This is a genomic window from Paenibacillus sabinae T27 (assembly GCF_000612505.1).
Classification (GTDB): domain Bacteria; phylum Bacillota; class Bacilli; order Paenibacillales; family Paenibacillaceae; genus Paenibacillus_AQ; species Paenibacillus_AQ sabinae.
The window spans coordinates 5,110,999-5,130,873 of sequence record NZ_CP004078.1; the positions used below are offsets into that span (position 1 = coordinate 5,110,999).

The 19,875-nt window shown below is 53.5% G+C and carries 22 protein-coding genes; 6 read left to right on the forward strand and 16 right to left on the reverse strand.

What is annotated here, in order from left to right; all coding sequences use genetic code 11:
• Positions 1-142: 142 nt before the first annotated feature.
• The 4 genes from PSAB_RS23570 to PSAB_RS23585 form a co-directional block, all read right to left on the reverse strand.
• Entirely contained in the window at positions 143-571 is a 429-nt protein-coding gene (locus PSAB_RS23570; protein WP_025337018.1) for a winged helix-turn-helix transcriptional regulator, read from the reverse strand.
• Between the two features lie 1,289 nt (positions 572-1,860).
• Positions 1,861-3,288, reverse strand: coding sequence for a radical SAM protein (locus tag PSAB_RS23575; protein ID WP_025337019.1), 1,428 nt, complete (start codon positions 3,286-3,288; stop codon positions 1,861-1,863).
• 80 nt (positions 3,289-3,368) lie between these two features.
• Positions 3,369-4,172: a prolipoprotein diacylglyceryl transferase gene (locus PSAB_RS23580; RefSeq protein ID WP_025337020.1), complete on the reverse strand. Its 804-nt coding sequence runs from the start codon at positions 4,170-4,172 to the stop codon at positions 3,369-3,371.
• Between the two features lie 17 nt (positions 4,173-4,189).
• Positions 4,190-4,453: a B-box zinc finger protein gene (locus tag PSAB_RS23585; RefSeq protein ID WP_025337021.1), complete on the reverse strand. Its 264-nt coding sequence runs from the start codon at positions 4,451-4,453 to the stop codon at positions 4,190-4,192.
• A 115-nt stretch (positions 4,454-4,568) separates the two neighbouring features.
• On the opposite strand from PSAB_RS23585, the gene PSAB_RS23590 reads away from it, so the two are divergent.
• Positions 4,569-6,602 (forward strand): glycoside hydrolase family 97 protein, encoded by a 2,034-nt coding sequence (locus tag PSAB_RS23590; RefSeq protein ID WP_025337022.1) that lies wholly within the window; start codon positions 4,569-4,571, stop codon positions 6,600-6,602.
• A gap of 169 nt (positions 6,603-6,771) precedes the next feature.
• Here PSAB_RS23590 and PSAB_RS23595 read toward each other — a convergent pair whose 3' ends face one another.
• The 7 genes from PSAB_RS23595 to PSAB_RS23625 all read right to left on the reverse strand — a co-directional run bounded on the left by PSAB_RS23595 (position 6,772) and on the right by PSAB_RS23625 (position 12,313).
• The gene (locus PSAB_RS23595; RefSeq protein WP_025337023.1) at positions 6,772-8,010 is read right to left on the reverse strand and encodes an ABC transporter permease subunit; all 1,239 of its coding nucleotides are present in this window, start codon (positions 8,008-8,010) and stop codon (positions 6,772-6,774) included.
• A 3-nt stretch (positions 8,011-8,013) separates the two neighbouring features.
• Entirely contained in the window at positions 8,014-8,916 is a 903-nt protein-coding gene (locus PSAB_RS23600) for an ABC transporter ATP-binding protein (RefSeq protein WP_025337024.1), read from the reverse strand.
• Positions 8,917-8,968: 52 nt separating this feature from the next.
• On the reverse strand, positions 8,969-9,754 hold the full coding sequence (locus PSAB_RS23605; RefSeq protein ID WP_025337025.1) for a hypothetical protein: 786 nt from the start codon (positions 9,752-9,754) through the stop codon (positions 8,969-8,971).
• Positions 9,690-10,289 (reverse strand): RNA polymerase sigma factor, encoded by a 600-nt coding sequence (locus tag PSAB_RS23610; RefSeq protein WP_025337026.1) that lies wholly within the window; start codon positions 10,287-10,289, stop codon positions 9,690-9,692. Before PSAB_RS23610 ends, PSAB_RS23605 begins: the two co-directional genes overlap by 65 nt.
• 89 nt (positions 10,290-10,378) lie before the next feature.
• The gene (locus PSAB_RS23615; RefSeq protein ID WP_025337027.1) at positions 10,379-10,621 is read right to left on the reverse strand and encodes a hypothetical protein; all 243 of its coding nucleotides are present in this window, start codon (positions 10,619-10,621) and stop codon (positions 10,379-10,381) included.
• A gap of 124 nt (positions 10,622-10,745) precedes the next feature.
• Positions 10,746-11,612: an SDR family oxidoreductase gene (locus PSAB_RS23620; RefSeq protein ID WP_025337028.1), complete on the reverse strand. Its 867-nt coding sequence runs from the start codon at positions 11,610-11,612 to the stop codon at positions 10,746-10,748.
• A gap of 116 nt (positions 11,613-11,728) precedes the next feature.
• Complete coding sequence (locus PSAB_RS23625) at positions 11,729-12,313, reverse strand: NAD(P)H-dependent oxidoreductase (RefSeq protein WP_025337029.1); 585 nt, start codon at positions 12,311-12,313, stop codon at positions 11,729-11,731.
• Between the two features lie 145 nt (positions 12,314-12,458).
• Here PSAB_RS23625 and PSAB_RS23630 point away from each other — a divergent pair, with 145 nt between their 5' ends.
• Entirely contained in the window at positions 12,459-12,890 is a 432-nt protein-coding gene (locus PSAB_RS23630) for a MarR family winged helix-turn-helix transcriptional regulator (RefSeq protein ID WP_025337030.1), read from the forward strand.
• A 285-nt stretch (positions 12,891-13,175) separates the two neighbouring features.
• Complete coding sequence (locus tag PSAB_RS23640) at positions 13,176-14,246, forward strand: SDR family oxidoreductase (protein ID WP_025337032.1); 1,071 nt, start codon at positions 13,176-13,178, stop codon at positions 14,244-14,246.
• Positions 14,247-14,278: 32 nt separating this feature from the next.
• Here the strand turns inward: PSAB_RS23640 and PSAB_RS23645 are convergent, their stop codons facing one another.
• Both PSAB_RS23645 and PSAB_RS24820 read right to left on the reverse strand, forming a co-directional pair.
• Positions 14,279-14,659, reverse strand: coding sequence for a winged helix-turn-helix transcriptional regulator (locus PSAB_RS23645; protein WP_025337033.1), 381 nt, complete (start codon positions 14,657-14,659; stop codon positions 14,279-14,281).
• A 20-nt stretch (positions 14,660-14,679) separates the two neighbouring features.
• Positions 14,680-15,036, reverse strand: coding sequence for a FadR/GntR family transcriptional regulator (locus PSAB_RS24820; protein WP_025337034.1), 357 nt, complete (start codon positions 15,034-15,036; stop codon positions 14,680-14,682).
• A 171-nt stretch (positions 15,037-15,207) separates the two neighbouring features.
• On the opposite strand from PSAB_RS24820, the gene nudC reads away from it, so the two are divergent.
• On the forward strand, positions 15,208-16,050 hold the full coding sequence (nudC, locus tag PSAB_RS23655; RefSeq protein ID WP_025337035.1) for an NAD(+) diphosphatase: 843 nt from the start codon (positions 15,208-15,210) through the stop codon (positions 16,048-16,050).
• A 42-nt stretch (positions 16,051-16,092) separates the two neighbouring features.
• Here the strand turns inward: nudC and PSAB_RS23660 are convergent, their stop codons facing one another.
• Positions 16,093-17,106, reverse strand: coding sequence for a DUF1835 domain-containing protein (locus tag PSAB_RS23660; RefSeq protein ID WP_226991742.1), 1,014 nt, complete (start codon positions 17,104-17,106; stop codon positions 16,093-16,095).
• A 111-nt stretch (positions 17,107-17,217) separates the two neighbouring features.
• On the opposite strand from PSAB_RS23660, the gene PSAB_RS23665 reads away from it, so the two are divergent.
• Together PSAB_RS23665 and PSAB_RS23670 are read left to right on the forward strand one after the other, a co-directional pair.
• Positions 17,218-17,739 (forward strand): TetR/AcrR family transcriptional regulator, encoded by a 522-nt coding sequence (locus PSAB_RS23665; RefSeq protein WP_025337037.1) that lies wholly within the window; start codon positions 17,218-17,220, stop codon positions 17,737-17,739.
• A gap of 147 nt (positions 17,740-17,886) precedes the next feature.
• Positions 17,887-18,864 (forward strand): NAD-dependent epimerase/dehydratase family protein, encoded by a 978-nt coding sequence (locus tag PSAB_RS23670; protein ID WP_025337038.1) that lies wholly within the window; start codon positions 17,887-17,889, stop codon positions 18,862-18,864.
• A 93-nt stretch (positions 18,865-18,957) separates the two neighbouring features.
• On the opposite strand, the gene PSAB_RS23675 is transcribed toward PSAB_RS23670, so the two are convergent.
• A complete protein-coding gene (locus tag PSAB_RS23675; RefSeq protein WP_025337039.1) occupies positions 18,958-19,467 on the reverse strand; it encodes an SRPBCC domain-containing protein in 510 nt (169 codons plus the stop codon).
• Positions 19,468-19,485: 18 nt separating this feature from the next.
• A complete protein-coding gene (locus PSAB_RS23680; RefSeq protein ID WP_025337040.1) occupies positions 19,486-19,842 on the reverse strand; it encodes an ArsR/SmtB family transcription factor in 357 nt (118 codons plus the stop codon).
• Between the last annotated feature and the right edge of the window lie 33 nt (positions 19,843-19,875).

The window sequence follows — 19,875 nt, forward strand, 5'->3', positions numbered from 1 at the left end:
GTTATTTCCCTCCCAAGGTTATCTTCACGCAACAACCATTGTAGCGCCGCCGATATTCCTTGTGAAGAATGCACTTTTTTGTACAGAGGTTACCAAATGGTAACCCGCTCCATGCTTTTTCGCTCTATAACTGCGTGGCTGTTCAGGCTTTTTTACAGGTTCCCTCGCACTGGTCCGCTGCTAATTCCAGGTCGCCATCCGGGTTCAGCTCCTGTCTGATCCGCTCGATCCGCATTTTTCCCCATTCGTACATCATCTCGACAATCGGCAGAAGCGTCATCCCAAGCTCCGTCATCGAGTACTCCACCTTCGGCGGGATATCGGGGTACACCTCCCGGTGGACAATGCCGTCCTCCATTAATTCGCGCAGCTGCTGGGTCAGTATTTTATGAGAAATTTTCGGAAAAAGCTTCTGCAAATCACTGAACCGGTGCGGCCCCTCCACGCCAAGATGCCACAAAATGACGACCTTCCATTTTCCGCTGATGATAGACAGGGTAAGCTCCTTTTCGCAGTGAAAATCGCCGTTCACGATTTTTTGTTTGATTTCCTCTCTTAACGGATCGGACATTCGGCCGCTCCTCCTTATATCATTGGTACGCCGTGCTCTTGCGCCGGTCTATAGGCTCCTGGGACGTCTCCCGTTATTATACATCATTATCGCCACGGGCTTCGGCGGGCGGCGCAATGTTCCTGGACCATTCAAAAAAGGACACCCCAGGGATGCCCTTGCTGCAACGGGATTCGACCCCCGGAAGATGTAATGTAGAGGTCTATAACCTTTTTCAGCAGCAGCTTCAAAGTGCCGGTTCCCCTATTAAGACACTGAGACGGCGGCAGAAGCTTGGGGCGGAATGCCTATCAAACGGGATAGGGGGTGTTTACGTTTAAAGTCAAGCAAGATGTCCCGACAGCGGAATAGTTAGCAGGTGCGTGGGAGTGGGGCCATGGGCTGCCTACGGTAGATAGGTTGATTGGGGTTCGATAGGTTCGATCGGTTGGTTGGGTGGATGGGGTTTGATAGGTTCGATCGATTGGATGGGTGATTCGATAGATTCGATCAGATGGAAGGGTGATGGATGGGTGGTTCGATGGGTTCGATCAGTTGGAAGGGTGGTTCGATGGGGCTTTGGTTAGTTGGTCGGGGGCCCGGTTGGTCGATGGGGGTTTGATAGGTTTGATAGGTTTGATAGGTTCGATGGGGTTCGATCAGTTGAATGGGGGGGGGCGATAGGTTGGATGGGTGTTCGATTGGTTGGGATCGGTTGGGTGGGTGGTCGGATGGGGCTGTGGTTAGTTGATCGGCGGCCCGGTTGGTCGATGGGGTTGTGGCTGGGTTGGCGGAATTCCTGCGATCATACATCTTTTTTCCGCGGAAGTCCGCCTCCCAGACTGAATGCCTGCAAAAGTGCAGGCACTCCCCTCCCCTCACCCCGATTGGCGATACATAAGCTCAAAAACCTGCACATTCGCATCAATCACTTTTTCCTACTCGAAATTCACCTGTCAAACCTGCAGGTTTGCAGGAATTTCCCATCCACCAGACACCGCCATACACCGGGCACAGACCGAACAGTAGTAATCAGGAAGCTGTCCGTTACTCACCCCGATTGGCGATATCATAAGCTCAAAAACCTGCACATTCGCATCAATCACTTCTTCCTACGCGAAATACACCTGTCAAACCTGCAGGTTTGCAGGAAAATGCCAGCCGCCATACACCGGGCACAGACCGAACCGAAGCAGTCAGGAAGTAGGCAGAAAGTAGGCAGTAATCAGGAAGCAGTTAGAAAGTAGTTAGTAGTCAGTCAGTAGTCAGTCAGTTAGCCACCTCTTCAGCGCGCTTCCCTCTGCAGCAGCCTACCCCAACGTTTCCTCCCCGTCCCAAGCGGTCGCAATCTCACCTCGTATCCCTTCCAGCAGCTGCTCCTTGTCGTCCCGGTAGAACAAATTATAGGTGTCAAAAGGAATGATCCGCCCGTCGGGGTGGGCGATGTGCACGCATGACTTCTTCACCGACCGCACGTCGAAATTATGCGCATCGAGAAACTGCATCACGATGACCCGGAACACATTGTCATAACTGATCTGCTCCGGCACGGCGGCCAGCGGCAAACAGCAGAGCAGGCTTTTCAGCGACAGAGCGGAGGAGACCGGCGAGTGGCCGGTGGATAGCAGCTCGAACATTTTGCCCCGGATCTCGGGGTCCTGCTCGAATACGATCGTATTGCTGCCCCCTTCAAGCAGAATATCCGGATCGATCAGTCCGGTCAGCGGCAGCACCTCCCCGCCCAGCTTCAGCGCGTAGCCCATCGCAAGGGAGTCAGGATGGCAGGGCACCGGCAAAATATCCGCCTCCCCGAACACACCCGACTGCTCAATAATGCTGCGGCGCACCTCGCTTACCGTCAGCCGGTCCGTCGCCGGATCATAGCCCTCCAGCCTTCCCGCCGCCTGGATCGGCTGAATCGTCACGCCGCGCACGGCCTTTTGCTTCAGCCCGTACTGGATGATCGAGCCGATCTCCCCGTCATTCAGACCCTTCTTCAACGTGACGACAAGCGTCGTCGAAATATTGAATTCGTTCAGATGGCGGATCGCCTCCTCCCTGATGTGCCGCAAATCCGCGCCCCGCAGCTCCTTCAGCACGGATGCCTCCAGACTGTCAAACTGAAGGTAAATCTCGAAGCCCGGCATGTACGAAGCGAGCCGCCGCGCGAACTCCCGGTCCTTGGCGATGCGGACGCCGTTCGTGTTCACCATGATATGCTTGATCGGACGGCTCTTGGCCATGTCCAGAATCTCGAAGAACTGCGGGTGCGTCGTCGGCTCGCCACCGCTGATCTGCACAATATCCGGCTCGCCCTCATTCTCCACGATCCGGTCCAGCATGAACTCGATCTGCTCCAGCGACCGGTAGGTTGTGCGGTGGGGCGACGATTCGGCAAAGCAGATTGGGCAGCTCAGGTTGCAGTGATCCGTAATCTCCAGCAGCGTCAGACAGCTGTGCTGCTCATGGTCCGGGCAGAGGCCGCAGTCATATGGGCAGCCGTATTTAATCGGCGTATTCCACTGCAGGGGCATTTCCGAAGGCTTGATAAACTCCCGCGTCTTTTTGTAATACGGAACGTCCGTGGAGATGAGCACCTTTTCCGGGCCGTGGAGCAGGCATCTTTTGACCATATAGATCCGCCCGTCTTCCTGGATGATCTTGGCCTCGACTTTGCGGTAGCACACGGAGCAGATGCTGGCGGTCAGTTCATGATAGAGATACGGTCGATTCGGCATGGAAGGACTCCTTTGTGGTGGAATGGTGAAAGCTTAGGCAGGCCATGGATCGCCCAAAAAACCGCCGGCGCCTGCCGCTATTATTTATAGCTTCTTGCCTCCGCAGCAGCGGCCGAGCGGCGGACACGCCCCCTGAACCACAGCAGCCAAGCATAATAGGCAAGGCCGGCCAGGCAGGCAAGCTGAACATTGTTAAGTCCGAAGTAAGGATGGGGCGTCGGCTTAATGAAATCAACGGCAAACCGGAATGCCAAATAGCCGAACATGAACCACTGGAACATTCGTCCCGAAAGGTAAAAAGAACCGGCCGATCCGCCTAGAGGCGCGCGGCTTCGCCGGTACAGAGGGATGAGCAGCACCGCCAGCGCCAGCAAAAAGGCGATCTCATACAGCTGGGTCGGATGCCGCCGGATACCGTCACCGAAATCGATGCCGGTGAACCAGGTCGTCGGCGTACCGTACGTATGGTCGTCCAGGCCGGTCAGAAAGCAGCCGATCCGCCCGATGCACAGCCCCAGAATGAGCGGATAGGCAAAATCGTCGCCGGTGGACCTTGTCCAGCCCACCCATTTCTTGGTCAGCTCCACGCCGATCAGTCCGCCAAGCAGACCGCCGACGATGGTTTTGCCGCCCCAGAGAAAATGAAGCTGCCAAAGCTGCCCCCACGTCACGGCCGGGTCCTCCAGCCAGAACAGCAGCTTCGCTCCGAGCGCCGCGCCCAGAATAGTACCCGCGAGAATTTGCAGGCTCATCAGCCGGGTCATTTCGCTTGGGCGGCGAGTCAAGAGATACACCCGAAAGCCGATAAAATAAGACAGCGACTCGAACAGCACATGCGGATGAATCCGCCAGGGACCAAGAGCGATATATACGGGAAATTCCATCGGCTTCGCTCCTTTGCCTAATTGGATAGCGTGAAGATATAGGCTCCGCAGATGGTCACCAGCAGCACGACAAGCGCTCCAATAACCGCCAAAATTGCAACAATGACCCGGAAGACCGCGCTTCGCCCTTTCGGCTCCGGTTTAACAAGCGAGTCCGCACAGTTCTCCCGGCATCTTCCGAAATCGGGATTATAGCATTCCTCACAGAGCGGCTTGCCGCATCTGGCGCATTGGTGGACCGCTTCGCGTTCGGGGTGGTTCATGCAACGAAAGGCTGCCATATCTTCACCTCGGCTCAAGATTTACCCCTATTGTAAACGCTTTTCAAGGGATATGCCAAGCTTACGCCCTCATAAGATGATGTAATGAGATTGGCGCGAGGAGGCGGAGCCCAAAATGACAAGCAGGTGGGTTGTTTTTTCACCCGATGGGGATATTCAGACGGAATTTATGCTTAGCAGCGGCATTCCTTATTATTGTGTGCGCTATTGTAACCGGCCCTTGATCCGGCCTTCGAAGCTGGGCTTCACCCTGGAACATGCCGAACCGCTTAACCGGAACTTCAGGGTCACCGCCGCCAGATATGACAGCTTTGATGAGACGTGGACACAGCCCTGGGGTGAAGTTAAGGAAATACGCAATCATTACAACGAACTCCGCGTGGAGCTTGAACAGACAACCCCGTCTGCGCGCCGAATGTCGATTATTTTTCGCGTATACAATGACGGTCTGGGCTTCCGCTACGAGCTGCCCGAGCAGGAGCACCTCTCCCGTTTGGAAATCCGAAGCGAAGAAACCGAATTTGCCCTTACCGATGTGGACGAGGCCTGGTGGATTCCCGCTTATTCGAAGATGTATACCGAAGGTCTTTACAATGTAACCCCCATTCATTCCATTCCTTACCGCGCCGTCCATACCCCTTTAACGATGAAAATGACGGATGGATTATACCTCAGCATTCACGAAGCCGAACTCTCCCGCTATTCCACAATGACCCTGATGCCCCTGGAAAATAATACGCTTGCAGCCGACCTCATTCCCTGGTCCGACGGCGTTAAAGTTAAAGGCTCCACTCCGCTAAAAACGCCCTGGCGAACGATCCAGATTGCGGAAACGCCGGGCGATTTGATTACCTCCTATTTGATTCTTAATCTGAATGAACCGAACAGGCTGGGAGAGGTTTCGTGGGTGCGGCCGGGCAAGTATATCGGCATTTGGTGGGGCATGCATCTGGGGCTTTACACCTGGAGCTACGGCCCGAAGCATGGCGCAACGACCGAGAATGCCAAGCGGTATATTGATTTTGCCGCCGAAAACGGTATACCGATGGTGGTAATCGAGGGGTGGAACATCGGGTGGGAGAACGACTGGACCAAGCATGGTGAGAAATTCAGCTTTACAACCCCTTATCCGGACTATGACATTGTGGAAGTCACTTCGTATGCCGCGAGCAAGGGCGTGAAAATCATCGGTCACATGGAGACGGCTGGAGCGATTCAGAATCTGGAGCGACAAATGGAGGCGGCTTTTACTTTATTTAAAAAGCTCGGGATAGACGTTGTCAAAACCGGGTATGTCTCCCCCGACCCTGCTCTCAAGCGCTTTGACGATCAAGGGAATCTGATCAGTATGGAATGGCTTGGCGGTCAATATATGGTCGACCATCATCTAAAAGTCATCGAAACCGCGGCCAGGTATCAGATCAGCCTGATCGCCCATGAGCCGGTAAAAGATACGGGTGAACGGCGGACCTACCCGAATATGATGACCCGTGAAGGCGCGCGGGGACAGGAGTTCGATGCTTCCGCCGAATATGTCGGCAACCCGCCGGACCATACGACCATCCTGCCTTTCACCCGGATGCTTGCCGGGCCCATGGACTATACGCCGGGGATTGTTAGGCTGATCTATAAGGAATTCAGACCGGGCAACCGGGTGCGGGGGACGTTAGCCAAGCAGCTCGCGCTGTATGTCATTCTGTACAGTCCTCTGCAAATGGCCGCCGACCTGCCGGAACATTACGAACAGCAGCGGGCAGCCTTTCAATTTATTCTGGATGTTCCGACCGATTGGCAGGATACCAAGGTGCTGAACGGTGAAATCGGAGATTATGTAACGATTGCCCGCAAAGACAGAAACAGCGAGGATTGGTATCTGGGCAGCATTACCGATGAGTGCGGGCGTATGCTTGAAGCACCGCTTGCTTTTCTTGATCCCGGAAAATCTTACGTGGCCGAAATATATGCCGACGGCCCCAATGCGGACTGGAGGATCAATCCCTATCCCCTGACTATTTCCAGGGTATTGGTTGATAGCAGCGTAACCCTGTCGCTGAAGCTTGCCCCGGGAGGCGGGCAGGCCATTCGCATCCGTCCGGCTGCCCCGGACGACATCAGGTCCCATCCTTCGCAGCATGATCAAAAAAGATAGGGATCAAGTACATTACGACAGCAAATGATTAAGTCCACATGAATTAGAGTTCAAAAATTTCTCGAGCTCGTAAACTGCTGAAAGAGCAATTGTAGGAACTTAATAAATGTAAGATGCTTAATTTATCGTAACAAAACTATGAATCCTACATATAGTTTCCATCGTATCCTCATACAACCTGATGCTTTTTAAATGTTCGATAAGTAAGAGGCAGCAGCAGGGCTATAACGATTACTGCAAAGCCTACCATGACCTTGTACTCTGGAATCAACTGACCAAAAATATGGAACACTTCGTAGCCGGTTACTCTTACAATACTATCCATCATATTACTCGGCAGCAAATGCATCATGTGATTAAACAAGCGGCTGCTTTTGCTTTCCTGAAGAAACATCGGACCGATAAGGAAAATTGCGATTGCAATGATAACGGGAAAAGGACTCTTCATACGGCTGGACAGCCACAGCGTCACTGCTCCCACAAGCAGACAGGCCAGACCACCAATGAAAACCGCCCACAAATACGTTTCAAAAACCGTGTAGGGGACTGGCGCCAACAGATCAATGATTTGTACACTGGCATTTCCGCCGTCAAATCCGCAAATCCCCAGCATCAAGAGTGTATAGGCTGTCAGCGCGAAGACTAGGAGTCCCAGTGACACGATGAAGCTCGCTTTCAACTTGGCGGCAATGACCCTGCTACGCCCGTAGCGAGAGGATAAAATGATGGAGTCAGCCCCACTCTGGTATTCACCTGAAAACACAGGAGCGAGACTGAGTGCGATAACGAAAGCGGTGAAAAAAAAGACATATTGCAGATTCAAGAACACATTCTCCCAACCCGTAACATAGTCCATTTGGAAAGGAACAGGGATGTTCTTATTCATCTTGATGAAGAAGGCTTTATCTTCCGCCGAATAATTGCCAAACGTATAATCCATGTTCAAATATCCATGAACCTTCTCCATCCGTTTCTCGTAAAAAGCTTTTCCGTCACTTGGTTTCAACTTGTCGATAATATAGTAATTGTATTCCCCTATGGGAGAAAAAGCGGAACGAATCAAGGAGTCAATCTGTTGATCCTTTACTTCATATTTAGCATAGGCTTCATTGGTAATCTCTCCTTTTTCATTAAGATTGTTCGGATCATGCATCAGCTTATAATGCCGATCAACCGCATCTGCTGCTTTTTCCACGGTTAGAGGACCGGCAAGTTGACGGTTGTACTCCTTTCGCAACGGGAAAGCTGCTATTCCTTTTAACTCTTTACCGTCCTTACCCGTTATGTACGCACCCGTAACCAAAGTACTTGTCATCAATATGACCATTGCTGCCAAAATCGCAATCCCTGCAAAGAATGATTTCCGGCGCATGATCTTGCGCAGCTCGAACCGAGTCAACGTATCCATCGGCTATGCCCCCTCTTTCTCTTCATCACTCACTGCGGCCTGTTCATCCTGGAAGTGATGCAGATAGAAATCCTCCAGCGTCGGCTGAACCGATGCTGCTTGATCCGCAGGTTTCACCTTGGACACTATTCGCAGCTCCACCTGATCCCCTTCATGCCGCAGATTACTCACACAGTAGCGGGCGTTCCATTCCTCCGCTTCCCGGGCTGGAACATGGCATGACCATACGCAGCCTTCCATCGTCGCCGTCAGTTGTTCCACCGTACCTGTCATCAATAGTCCGCCTTGCTTCACCACTAGAATCTGGTCGGCTATGTATTCCACATCCGATACAATATGCGTCGAAAGGATGACAATCTTGTCCCGGGCAAGATCAGCGATGAGGTTGCGGAAGCGTACCCGTTCCTTGGGATCAAGTCCCGCCGTCGGCTCGTCCAGCACCAGCACGCGGGGATCGTTCAGCATCGCTTGGGCAATGCCCAGGCGCTGCTTCATCCCCCCTGAGAACGTGCGGATTTTCTTGCGTGCTGCCTCCGACAGGGCCACCGTCCGCAAAAGCTCCCTAGCTTTGCCCTTTGCCGCGGGCAGAGTCAACCCCTTCAGTGATCCCACATACCAGAGGAACTCCTCTGCGCTGAAATCGGGGTAATAACCGAAGTCCTGGGGCAAGTAGCCCAGCAGATCCCGATAACGCTCCCCCATGCGGCTAATCTCCTGGCCGTTCATCTGAATCGTTCCCGATGTCGGGCTCAGAATACCGCAGATCATCCGCATCAGCGTTGTTTTTCCCGCCCCGTTGGCTCCAAGCAGACCGTATACACCGCTGGTCAACCGGACCGAAACGCCGTTCACCGCTTTTTTCGCGGAAAAATGCTTGCTTACCTCGTTCAAGGTCAGTTCGAGCATCTTATGCCTCCTCCTTGTATGCCCCGTTTCTCCTGCATGCTTTTCCAGAATGTCACATCAGCATTTTTGATGCGGTTTCCAGACTCCGGCAAGTCTTGCGCACCCCGCTTACCTCGAAAGCAATTCCTGCGGCTGTGAGCATCATCAAGGCCTGCCACACCCCGATTGCCGATGATTCAAACAGCCAGTGGGAGGGATTAAACGCCAAAACCGTCTGCATCAGCGCCACCAGAGCGCCATAGATCAGGCAGTAGTATCCACAGTTTGGGGTACGAACCCGATTCAGCAGCCACAAGCAGCCAAAACAAGTCAGATTGAATGGCGCCAGCAAATAGAGCAGTATGACCGCGATTTCCATCTGCATCCAAGCACTCATTAAGACGGCCAGCAGTGCCAGACCTATCAGATCCGCCATTCCGAGCAGACTCATGCGAACTAGCGTCAGCTTCTCCAGAAGATGGCGCGTACTAAGTTCAATCTCCAGCATATGGCAGCTTAACGAACGGGTCAGCGTCTGTATCCCCGCTATCACTAAGAGCGGTGCGGCGATAGAGGTCAGCATGACAAGCTGAACATTTCTAACTTGTTCTTGAAGGGAGTTGTGCAGCAATAGCCCCATCCCGAGAACAATCAGCAATTGAACAGCCCACACCTTCCAGCTGATGAAGCGAAGCTGGGTCATATAAAACTCTCCAAAGGAAGTTCTACGGCTCGCCTGTGCTTGACGCAGCACCTCCGCCGCCTCTTTGACCGTCTCCTGCAGCTTCTGCTGGTCAACGGGGGGCGAGGGGTAGTTCTTTAGGGCGGTGACGAGGGCATATTTCGATTCCTTCTTCACCGGACTCACTCCTTTCTAAATAGCGTCTTAATACGCCCAGCCCGCGCTTCACCCGATATTGCACCATGCACATATTCACTCCCGTTATGCGAGCAATGTCGTGGAAGGCCAAATCCAGGCAAAACCGCATGAACACCATCTCCCGCTGCTCTTCAGGGAGCAACTGGAGCAATTCATGCACCAGTTGCTCCCTTTCCACCTGCTCCTCTATGGAACTGTATTGCTGTGAAGCTACCCGGCCTATTGCCTCCCCCGCTTCCTCCCAGGATAGGGGCGGCCGCTTCCGCAGATGATCGTTGCACAGATTACGGGCGATCATGTATAAGTAACTGCGGCATTTTCCGGTATTTTTGTAATTCTCAATGTGTCTGCAAAAGCGATAGAAGGTTTCCTGAGTCAAATCCTTCGACTCTTCCCCGTTCCGGACCCTCCAATAACAATACTTCTGGATACCGGCGTAATATCGCTCAATCAGCGGCGTCAGATACTCAGGTTTCCCCCGCTGGATGCGCCGAATCCATTCACTCTCATCCACTACATCCCCTCCTCTCTATTATGTATAACTGTTTTTTTTCGAGAAAAAGTGAACTCAAACTGTGACTTTTTTGTGAAACTCCCTAATCTTTATGTTTTCGTATGAACCAGCATGCTTGTGATAGAGTTGAGCATAAACCCCTTCTTTTTTAGTTTGGTATCATATTGCTCCGTAAGCCTAACAATAAATTCATCCTCACCCGAACGTTTTGCCGCGGTAATAATCTGGTCAAAATTAACGACATCAGGTCGCTTACGCGGGTGACCACCTGACCCGGCCGGGTGGACCCTGCGCAGCTCCCGCCAAGCTATCTTGCTGGCGATGATAAGCACAAAGCCCCCTCGGGTCAAAGATAAGGCAGGACGCATCCGGCGGATGGCCTTTTATCCTTGTTACCCAGGAGGGGGCTTATATGATCAGCGCTTTAACTAGCCTTTTTTCATTCCTGTCTCAGCCTTATGCCTTCAACTGGCCGATGATAGCGCGAATGCCTTCCGCAAGCGGCGTTGCCGGACGGTTCAGCAGCTTCTCCAAATCGCCGCTCTCGATATCGATTGCCCCTTCGCGGATTCCCCGCTGGATGCCGAGAAGGATAGGCAGTACGGCTTCCGGAACGCCCGCTTCGGACATAATGCCCGCATACGTCTCATCATCCACCTGCAGAACGGGAACCTCTCTGCCCAGGGCATCGGCTACGGCTGCAGCCAGCTCCTCTTGCGTCTTCGGTCTGCCAGCGAGCTCATATACCGTATTCTCATGGCCTTCGCCCGTCAACACGGCCGCAGCCGCCTGCGCGTAGTCGCGGCGGACAGCCCATCCGGTCTTGCCGGAACCGGCCGAAGTCACCCAAGGTGCTCCGCCCAATGCCGCTTGAATGGAGCCCGTCTCATTCTCCAGATACCAGTTGTTCCGAAGGAAGCTGTAGGGAATCCCGGACTCGCGGATAGCCTTCTCCGTGATGCGGTGCACTTCCGCCAGAAACAATCCGCTCTCATCCGCATTGCTGACGCTGGTGTAGGCAATGAAGCCAACACCGGCCCGCTTCGCCGCGTCTACGGCGGCTGTATGCTGGCGGATTCGGGTCTCATTGTCGCCGTCGGCAGATACGATCAGCAGCCGATCCACGCCGGCAAACGCCGCATCCAGCGTTTCCGGCGCATCAAAATCCCCGTGCCGGACTTGGGCGCCGCGTGCCTTAAGGCTCGCCGCCTTCTCCGGGTTCCTTACGCTGACGACGAGGTCTCCCGCAGGCACTGATTCAAGTAAAAACTCCGCCACAATCGAACCGAAATGTCCCGTAGCTCCTGTTAACGCGATCTTCATTTAAACTCCTCCACTCTAAAAGGTATAGCCCGATGAGGGCACAGGCTTTCAATCAATCCTGTAACTATTGTAGTTACAGGTTGGAGAAGTGTCAATCCTTTTTACTGTCCTTTGGGTCATTTTCCCGCAAAATACCGCTCCACCTTGTTCAGCTTCTTCGTATGATTCCCCTTCCGGCTTTCCATAGACCCGAATTCGAAGAACTTAACCTTGCGGATGCCGACGAAATGGAACACCGCCCTCTTCATCAGCACTTTATGCGCATTGTTCAGCGTCAGCAGAGGATAATGAGCCGGACCTTTCATCGTGGAGATGCAGACGACGCTTTTTCCCTTCAGCAGCCCTTCGGGATAAATCCGGTTCGGCCGGTCCCTGTAAGCAAAGTTCGAGGAGAACAGCCGGTCGAAATAGCCCAGCAGCATCGCCGGCGGCCTCCCCCAAAAAATCGGATAAATGAACACAATCCGGTCGGCCCAGCCGATTTGCGCTCTGTATTTTTCCATCTCCGGGTCCTTGTGCATATCCCTTCTTCTGCGCTCCTTGTTGTACACCAGCGCCGGGTTGAACTGCTCTTCATACAAATCCAGCACCTGGATTTCCCCGGAAGCCGCATTTTGCCCGATCCCCTGCTGAACGGCGTTCAGGAAGGCACCATTCAGACTTTCACGGCTCGGGTGGGCATAGACGATCAAGGTGTTCATCACGCATCGCTCCTAATTAGTTATCAAATGATAATTTTCATTTTACAACCATATTAAGTCACCGCATTTTAGTTGTCAAATGATAAATAGATTGCGCGCCAAAAAAATATTTGTCATAATAATCCCACATAGAGAGGTGATCACCATGCCATTACCTGAATTCGCCTTCAAACTAAGGACATTCGGAACCGGATTCTCCAAGATAACCCATCGGCTACTTACGGAGATCAAACCCGAAGACGTTACTATGCTTCAGTTCGAGATCCTGTATCTTCTGTACACCGAGGACTCCCCGACTTTTGGGCGGATCGGCGCCTGCGTGGGCATGTCCCTGCCGAATACGAGCCGTGAAGTCAAGAAGCTGATGGAGAAGAAGCTGGTGACCAAACGGGCCGATCTCAAGGATAAAAGAGTTCATTTTGTCGAGCTTTCTCCAGCCGGAACGGAACTTATGGACGAATGCTCGGCCAGACTGGAGAGGCTGATCGCCGAACAGTTTGCCCATTTGAATCCGGAGGAGACCGCCGAAGTGATGCAGGCTCTTGACCTTTTGTCCGAGAAGCTGCTGGGGGAATGAAAACTTATGATGGCGCAAGAAGAAACGGCTTCGCCGTCCTCTGGAAGAGGAAGGCATCCGTCTCTCGTAAAAATATCAGGTTAAGGATAAGCGCGAAGCTTACCTTTCTGATATTTCAAAAAAAGGCCGGGATTTCTTTCAGGAAATCCTGGCCTTTTCTATTGGATTCCTCCATTTGTAACTCTCAAGTTACTATATGACTTCAAGGTGCGTACTTTTCAGCCATCGCCCGGCTCCCGCACAATGTGGGTGTAACCCCACTACAGGGAAGGAGAGGATCAAATGATGGACACTATAGCAGCGGAGGCGCGTAAAACGGCGCTAGTCGTTGGAGCTAACGGGGTGATCGGGCGCAATTTGATGGATTATCTTGCGACACTTCCCGATTGGGATATCATCGGCGTATCGCGCTGCGGCGGAGAATCCTCCGGCCGCGTTCGCTATATCGCCGCGGATTTGCTGGACCCCCTGGAAAGCCGCGAGAAATTAAGCGGCCTGACGGAGGTGACCCATATTTTCTATGCTGCCTACCAGGACCGCCCGACATGGGCGGAGCTCGTCCCCCCGAACCTCGCTATGCTCGTTAACACCGTTGAGGCCGTCGAGCCGGTTGCCGCTAAGCTCAGGCATATCAGTCTCATGCAGGGCTACAAAGTATACGGAGCGCATCTCGGACCTTTCAAGACGCCGGCCCGCGAGAGCGACGCCGATCATATGCCGCCTGAATTCAATATCGACCAGCAGAAGTTTCTGGAGCATCGGCAGCAGGGAAAAGAGTGGACCTGGTCCGCGCTCCGCCCTTCCGTCGTATGCGGTTTCGCTCTCGGCAATCCAATGAATCTGGCGATGGTCATAGCCGTCTATGCCTCCATTTCGAAAGAGCTGGGAATCCCCCTTCGCTTTCCCGGAAAGCCGGGGGCTTACCACAGCTTATTGGAGATGACAGACGCCGGACTGCTTGCAAAAGCCACAGTGTGGGCCGCTACCGACGAGCGCTGCGCCAATCAGGCTTTCAACATTACGAACGGGGACTTGTTTAGGTGGAATGAGCTTTGGCCCAAGATCGCCGCGTATTTTGAGCTTGAGGTCGCACCTCCGCTGCCGATGTCGCTGGATGTCGTCATGCAGGACAAAGAAGCGCTGTGGGACGCCATGGTACAGAAATACGGCTTAGAAAACAACAGCTATAGCAGCGTTTCCTCATGGCGGTTCGGCGACTTTGTGTTTTCCTGGGATTACGACTTTTTCGCTGACGGCTCCAAGGCGCGAAGGGCCGGCTTTCATGAGTTTGTGGATACGGAGTCCATGTTCCTGAATATTTTTGAAGACTTCCGCCGCCGCAAGGTTATTCCGTAACCTTTACACACAAGAAACCGGTCTTTCGCATTTCAAAGACCGGTTTCTTTCTCTGTTTGGACTTCAGACAAGATAACAGCTTGATCCCCGTATTTCCGTTCAACATGGGTATCTCCCCATCGGCACATGAGATGAAGAATTTCCTTGAGACTCCAGCCGTAGTCGGTCAGCTCATACTCGACCTTGGGCGGGACCGTGTTGTACGTTGTCCGCTTGACGACTTCATCCCGCTCCAGCTCCCTTAATTGCTGCGTCAGCACTTTCTGTGTGACAGCAGGCATCAGGCTCATGAACTCGCCGTTGCGTTTCTTGCCAAACGTCAGATGGAACAAGATTAGCGGCTTCCACTTCCCTCCGATAACTTCAAGGGTCGCTTCCACCGCGGTATTGTATGTTTTCACCGGTTCCGGCATACGTTCGAACACCTCCGCCCTTAACCTTTCATCTGGTCTGCCTCTCCCTGGGCTTCTTTGGCTTTCTTCAGCGGCTCGAGCATTTGCTCGATATGGCTCTGCATCAGCTGCCGGGCCTGCTCGATGTTGCGCTCCTCGATGGCAATGGCAATCAGCACATGATAATTGGACGATTTCGTTCGCATATTGGGCAGCGTATTCGTCTGTCTCCGCCCCTCCTGAAGAAGCGGGAGAATAGCCTCGCTCATCCGCGACAGCACCGGTTCCCGAGCACCGGCAACGATCGTCTGGTGAAACTCCAGATCGGTCTCGAGAAAAGATCCTCCCTTTTCCATCTGCACAATCATCAGATCGGGCCAGGCCTTTCTTTTGGACAAAAATAGTCTATACCAGCTTCATTCTAACATAATTCGTTGGACAGCAGGAGACAAAGAATGCAGACAACTGCCGAGCCGGTAACGGAGACGGCGGTTGTTTGCGTTTGTCACCCTCTCTCTTTTTTGCTATTCTTAATAGAAAAAAATTCAAGTCTGAAAGGTTCCTGCGCCATGTCTAAACCAAGAGAAAGCATTTATAAACGGTATATTCCGGCAGTTGCCGCGAGCCCAGGTTTCAGCGGGCCCGTCTATTGGTTCATATTCAGCTCCGGCCGGCTGCTCGTCGACGAGTCTTCCGGCAGAATCGATATTCCGCTCGCGCCATCGGCCAAGCAGCTCGGGGTTTCTCCCGTGCGTACCTTGTACCTCGGAACGTTCGAGGAAATCCCGTGCTTCGCCGCGGAAGCCCCGGCGGATGCGGCCGATCCGGAGGGACTGGCGTTCCGCCCTCTCCGTCCTCTGTACGATGTCATGGAAGAGGATCTCTTCCATCTGGCGGGCAAGGCGATCCAGATGATCGCCTGGGACGGTACGCATCAGTTCTGCGGCCGGTGCGGCACGCAGACCGTCCTGTCGCAAATCGAGCGCTCCCGGGAATGCCCGGAATGCGGCCTGGTCAGCTACCCGCGCCTCGCGCCAGCCGTCATTACGGCCATCCTGAAGGACAAGCAGATTCTGCTTGCCCATGCCCGGCATTTTCAAAACAATATGTACGGGCTGATTGCCGGCTTTGTCGAGCCCGGCGAGACGCTGGAGGACTGCGTCAAGCGCGAGATTATGGAAGAGGTCGGAATCAAGGTTAATAACATCCGTTATTTTTCCAGCCAGCAGTGGCCGTTTCCCCACTCCTTGATGGTCGGTTTCATCGCCGATTACGAGAGCGGAGAGATCAACGTGGACGGCGAGGAAATTGCCCATGCCGCCTGGTTCGATCCGGACAACCTCCCCAATATCCCGCCAAAAGTCAGCATCGCCCGCAAAATCATCGACTGGTACGTAGAGAATTATTCCTGAGGTTCACCCTTCGCTTGGATGACTGGACAGACATTAAGGAAGTCAGCGGCTTACGTCCGGCCCGGACCGGGATAATTCGTTTCGGCCCGGGTCCCAGCGCCAGGGGATGGACCGTCCCTCCAGATGCAGGCCGCCGTACCACTCGTCAATGCCTTTCAATGAAAGATAGTCCGCCTCTCCGTCCAGAACCTTCCGGCCCAGCGCAGTAAGTGTAATTCGGCAGTCGGCAAATGACCAGGCGGGATTCCGAAAGTCGGGGAAGGCTTCCAGACCTTGAATATGCAGCAGCGGATAAGGCTCCATCGACATCTTTTTAAGGTGCTGCCAAAACTCCAGATCGCCCATGCCGAGTATATGCAGCTTGTCCCCCGCCTCCGCGAATAAAGCGTGCGGTCCATATTCCTTGTCTGTAAGGGTCGCAAGCGTCGTCTGCTCAATGACCCCGAGCCCGTTCGTAACGGAAGGAATGCGGGACAGATGGGCCTCAAACGCCGGTCTCACAAAAGGCAGCGCCGAGGTATCCTCCTGCAAAAACCGGACATGCTCTTCAGGCAAAGGTGAAGTGTAGGCCTCCCACATCCGGCTTCCAAGCACCAATTCCCGCTCGCCGACCGGCTGCCAGGAGCCGGATAGTGCCTTGAGCTGCTCGATCGTCAGCTGGCCCAGCCCGCGAAACCGTTCAACCCCCGGATAATCCCCGATGCACAGCAGGCTTACTTTCGTGTCTCCAAGCGCCTGCGATGCAAGGGAATGCAGCAAATAACACAGCATCGTCTGGTCGAACAGATCGTACTCGAACCACAGGACGACTTCGTCATATTTTTCTAGGTTACGCAGGATTTGCTCCTGCTCTTCAATCTTCAAATACTCCTCCTGCGGAATCCCGAGCCTCCGTTCCAGATCCCGCGCCCTTATCTCCCGGTGAGCCTTCGCCGCCATATCGCGGAATACAGGCCCCACCGAATAGATCTCCCTCCAGGCCATAACCTCGCCTTGCACGGCGCCCTGCCTGAGCTTGTTCGCGACCGAATCTCCGTTGGTTATGTGCAGCAGCATCTGACTGCCTCCTCCCTGATTCCTCATTGCACTGCCATTTCTTTTCCATTATACTATTGAGGAATTGATTAATCACTAAATATCTTACCCTATTCGAAAGGCGGAATTTTCATGGCTAAAGACACATCGGCATCCGTTAACCGCAAATCGGACATTATCTCGGCTGCTATTGAAGTGTTTGCGGAAACCGGCTACTACAGGGCAACTACGGCTCAGGTCGCTGAACGGGCGAGCATATCACAGCCTTACATTTTTCGCTTCTTCCAGACGAAGGAAGTGCTGCTGCTTACGGCTTTGGAGGTTTCCTGGGCGAGAATCATCGAGTCCTTCCGTCAAGTCGTAGAATCTGCCTCTCCCCGGCAGCTTGAAACCGATCTGATCACCGCATACGTACAAATTCTGGAAGAACACCGCAATGAGGTACTGCTTCAAATGCAGGCCCAGACGATTCAGGAACCCTCGATTCGAGAAGCTATGCAGGACGGCTTCAGGGAAGCCCGCCAAATCGTGCTTGACGCCTTCCGTCAGGCGGGTATCGCGCATCCCGAAGAACGGACGATGCTGTTTCTGGCAAGGGGAATGCTGTGCAATATTGCCGCAGCCATCGGCATGCCGGAATTAATGGAAACGTGAGAAGGCGGAGTCCTTCTCTCTGTTTTGCGGGAACTCTCTGTGCATTTTTTAAATTTAGTTATTGACTGATCACTAACCACGGTGCTATGATGAGATCAGGTTAGTGATTGATCAATTACTATTTTAACGAAAAGAGGCGAAGGATCTATGCAAAAAGCAATCGTCATTGGAGCAACAGGCGGAAGCGGCGCCGCCATTACGGAAGAGCTGGTCAAACGGGGAGTTCGCACCATCGCATTCGGGCGCTCGCGTCAGAAACTCGAGCAGTTCGCGGCCGGTCTCGGCAACCCGGACCATTTGTCCCTTGCCACAGGAGATGCCTTCAAGCCGGATGACATCGTATCGCAAGCGGACGGAGCGGACGTCTTGTTCCATTGCGCGAACGTTCCGTACCATGAAATGGCGGATAAGCTGATCCCGCTGGGGGAATCGGTTATGGAGGCGGCCAACCGGCTGGGCATTCATGTAGTCGCCATAGACGGGATCTATCCCTATGGAAGAAGGCAGATGGACCTTGTGACCGAAGACCACCCGAAGCAGCCTCATACGAAAAAGGGCAAGGTCAGGCTGGCCTATGAGCAAATGCTGTTCAGCCCCCGGTGGAGCCGTACCAAGGTGATGATTGTCCGCTTGCCGGATTATTACGGCCCTACAGCCAACGAAGCCTCGTATCTGGGATCAACCCTTCAGGCGATCGCTGATGGTAAAATGGCTTTTTTCATCGGCAACATGAATGTTCCGCGTGAATATATCTACCTGCCCGATGCCGCTGCCATGATTGCGGAGTTAGCCGGCAAAGACTTGGCTTACGGCCAGAATTGGAATATCCCGGGCTCCGGCGTGATTTCCGGTAAAGAAATCGTACGAATCGCCCAAGCTGCGAGCGGCAGCGCCAAACCGGTCATTCCGCTTAAAAAAACGGGGTTATCTCTGCTGGGCCTGGCTGTTCCGGTCATGAAGGAAGTTGTCGAAATGCTCTACCTGACCGTCGAACCGCTCACCTTAAGCGGGGAGAAATACGAACGGTTAATCGGACCGGTTCGGGCCACATCGTTCGAAGAAGGGATTTCCTCTACTATTCGCACCTTGCAGAAGCGGAAAAATTCTTTTGCCGAAGCGAAGTAATTGATTAATCACTCACTAAATCCTGAAAAATCTGAATCAAGCTCACAAAGAAGACCATCCCTAAACAGGATGGCCTTCTCTTTCTCATCGCGGTTATTTGATTGACGGCAGGTACTCTTCCAGACGATCCCACGTTTCGGTGATGCCCTGCTCCATTCCCATCTCCATGACGGTCTTGAGTGCTTCGGCGGACTCAAAGCGTCCGCGGCTGATCACCTTCGTCTTCCCCTCCTGCTCGACAAAAATCATCGTAATCTGGGAGGAGGGCATCCCATCCGTTACATTGCCTTCCGCATCCGAGAAGTAATCGGTATAAACGATGCTCTCCGGCTCTACGATTTCCTCGTACACCGCCTTGCCCCAGGACTCCATGCCGTAGAAATCGCCCTGCTTCTCGTCGACGCATTTCATACAGTAATGCCATACGCCGCCCGGACGAAAATCGATGTTGCAGACCGGCAGTGTCCAGCCGCGAGGCCCCCACCAATGCTTCAAATGCTCAGCTTCCGAGAACGCCTTGAATACCAGCTCGCGCGGCGCATCGAACACACGCTCCAGAACAAGTTCCTGACCTTCTACCCGGGTAACCATTTTGTTCGTCATGAAAACTCCTCCTTAAGATTAGGTTTCCTTTGGCTCACTTTCCCCAGCTTGCGGCTTGTTCTCTTCGGCTTGAAACTTCCGCAGATACATGTCCAGATTGTCGAATCGGTCAGTCCAGATTCTGCGGTACGCATCGAGCCAGGAATCCAGCGCCCGAAACGGCTCGGCGCGGAGCCTGTAATTGCGGCGATTGGCGACGGCCTCCACTTCTACCAATCCGGCCTCCAGCAGAACCCGCAGATGCTTCGAGGCCTGGGGCTGGCGGAGCCCCAAATGATCGGCAATTTCCCCTACAGTCAGGGGACCGCCGCGCAAAAGCTCAACCATGCCGAGCCGGTTAGGTTCAGCTAATGCGCTGAAGGTTGTAATATTCATCGGATCCTGCGCGGCCTATGCTTCCTGTGCGGG

Excerpts from the sequence above, each read along its gene's own strand:
- PSAB_RS23660 (WP_226991742.1), bottom strand. The coding sequence starts at position 17,106 with ATGCTGCTGCACATAACCAACGGAGATTCGGTCGCGAACAAGCTCAGG.
- PSAB_RS23580 (WP_025337020.1), bottom strand. The coding sequence starts at position 4,172 with ATGGAATTTCCCGTATATATCGCTCTTGGTCCCTGGCGGATTCATCCG.
- PSAB_RS23570 (WP_025337018.1), bottom strand. The coding sequence starts at position 571 with ATGTCCGATCCGTTAAGAGAGGAAATCAAACAAAAAATCGTGAACGGC.
- PSAB_RS23625 (WP_025337029.1), bottom strand. The coding sequence starts at position 12,313 with ATGAACACCTTGATCGTCTATGCCCACCCGAGCCGTGAAAGTCTGAAT.
- PSAB_RS23630 (WP_025337030.1), top strand. The coding sequence starts at position 12,459 with ATGCCATTACCTGAATTCGCCTTCAAACTAAGGACATTCGGAACCGGA.
- PSAB_RS23640 (WP_025337032.1), top strand. The coding sequence starts at position 13,176 with ATGGACACTATAGCAGCGGAGGCGCGTAAAACGGCGCTAGTCGTTGGA.
- PSAB_RS23670 (WP_025337038.1), top strand. The coding sequence starts at position 17,887 with ATGCAAAAAGCAATCGTCATTGGAGCAACAGGCGGAAGCGGCGCCGCC.
- PSAB_RS23620 (WP_025337028.1), bottom strand. The coding sequence starts at position 11,612 with ATGAAGATCGCGTTAACAGGAGCTACGGGACATTTCGGTTCGATTGTG.
- nudC (WP_025337035.1), top strand. The coding sequence starts at position 15,208 with ATGTCTAAACCAAGAGAAAGCATTTATAAACGGTATATTCCGGCAGTT.
- PSAB_RS23590 (WP_025337022.1), top strand. The coding sequence starts at position 4,569 with ATGACAAGCAGGTGGGTTGTTTTTTCACCCGATGGGGATATTCAGACG.
- PSAB_RS23645 (WP_025337033.1), bottom strand. The coding sequence starts at position 14,659 with ATGCCGGAACCGGTGAAAACATACAATACCGCGGTGGAAGCGACCCTT.
- PSAB_RS23675 (WP_025337039.1), bottom strand. The coding sequence starts at position 19,467 with ATGACGAACAAAATGGTTACCCGGGTAGAAGGTCAGGAACTTGTTCTG.
- PSAB_RS23575 (WP_025337019.1), bottom strand. The coding sequence starts at position 3,288 with ATGCCGAATCGACCGTATCTCTATCATGAACTGACCGCCAGCATCTGC.
- PSAB_RS23585 (WP_025337021.1), bottom strand. The coding sequence starts at position 4,453 with ATGGCAGCCTTTCGTTGCATGAACCACCCCGAACGCGAAGCGGTCCAC.
- PSAB_RS23595 (WP_025337023.1), bottom strand. The coding sequence starts at position 8,010 with ATGGATACGTTGACTCGGTTCGAGCTGCGCAAGATCATGCGCCGGAAA.
- PSAB_RS23665 (WP_025337037.1), top strand. The coding sequence starts at position 17,218 with ATGGCTAAAGACACATCGGCATCCGTTAACCGCAAATCGGACATTATC.
- PSAB_RS23680 (WP_025337040.1), bottom strand. The coding sequence starts at position 19,842 with ATGAATATTACAACCTTCAGCGCATTAGCTGAACCTAACCGGCTCGGC.
- PSAB_RS23600 (WP_025337024.1), bottom strand. The coding sequence starts at position 8,916 with ATGCTCGAACTGACCTTGAACGAGGTAAGCAAGCATTTTTCCGCGAAA.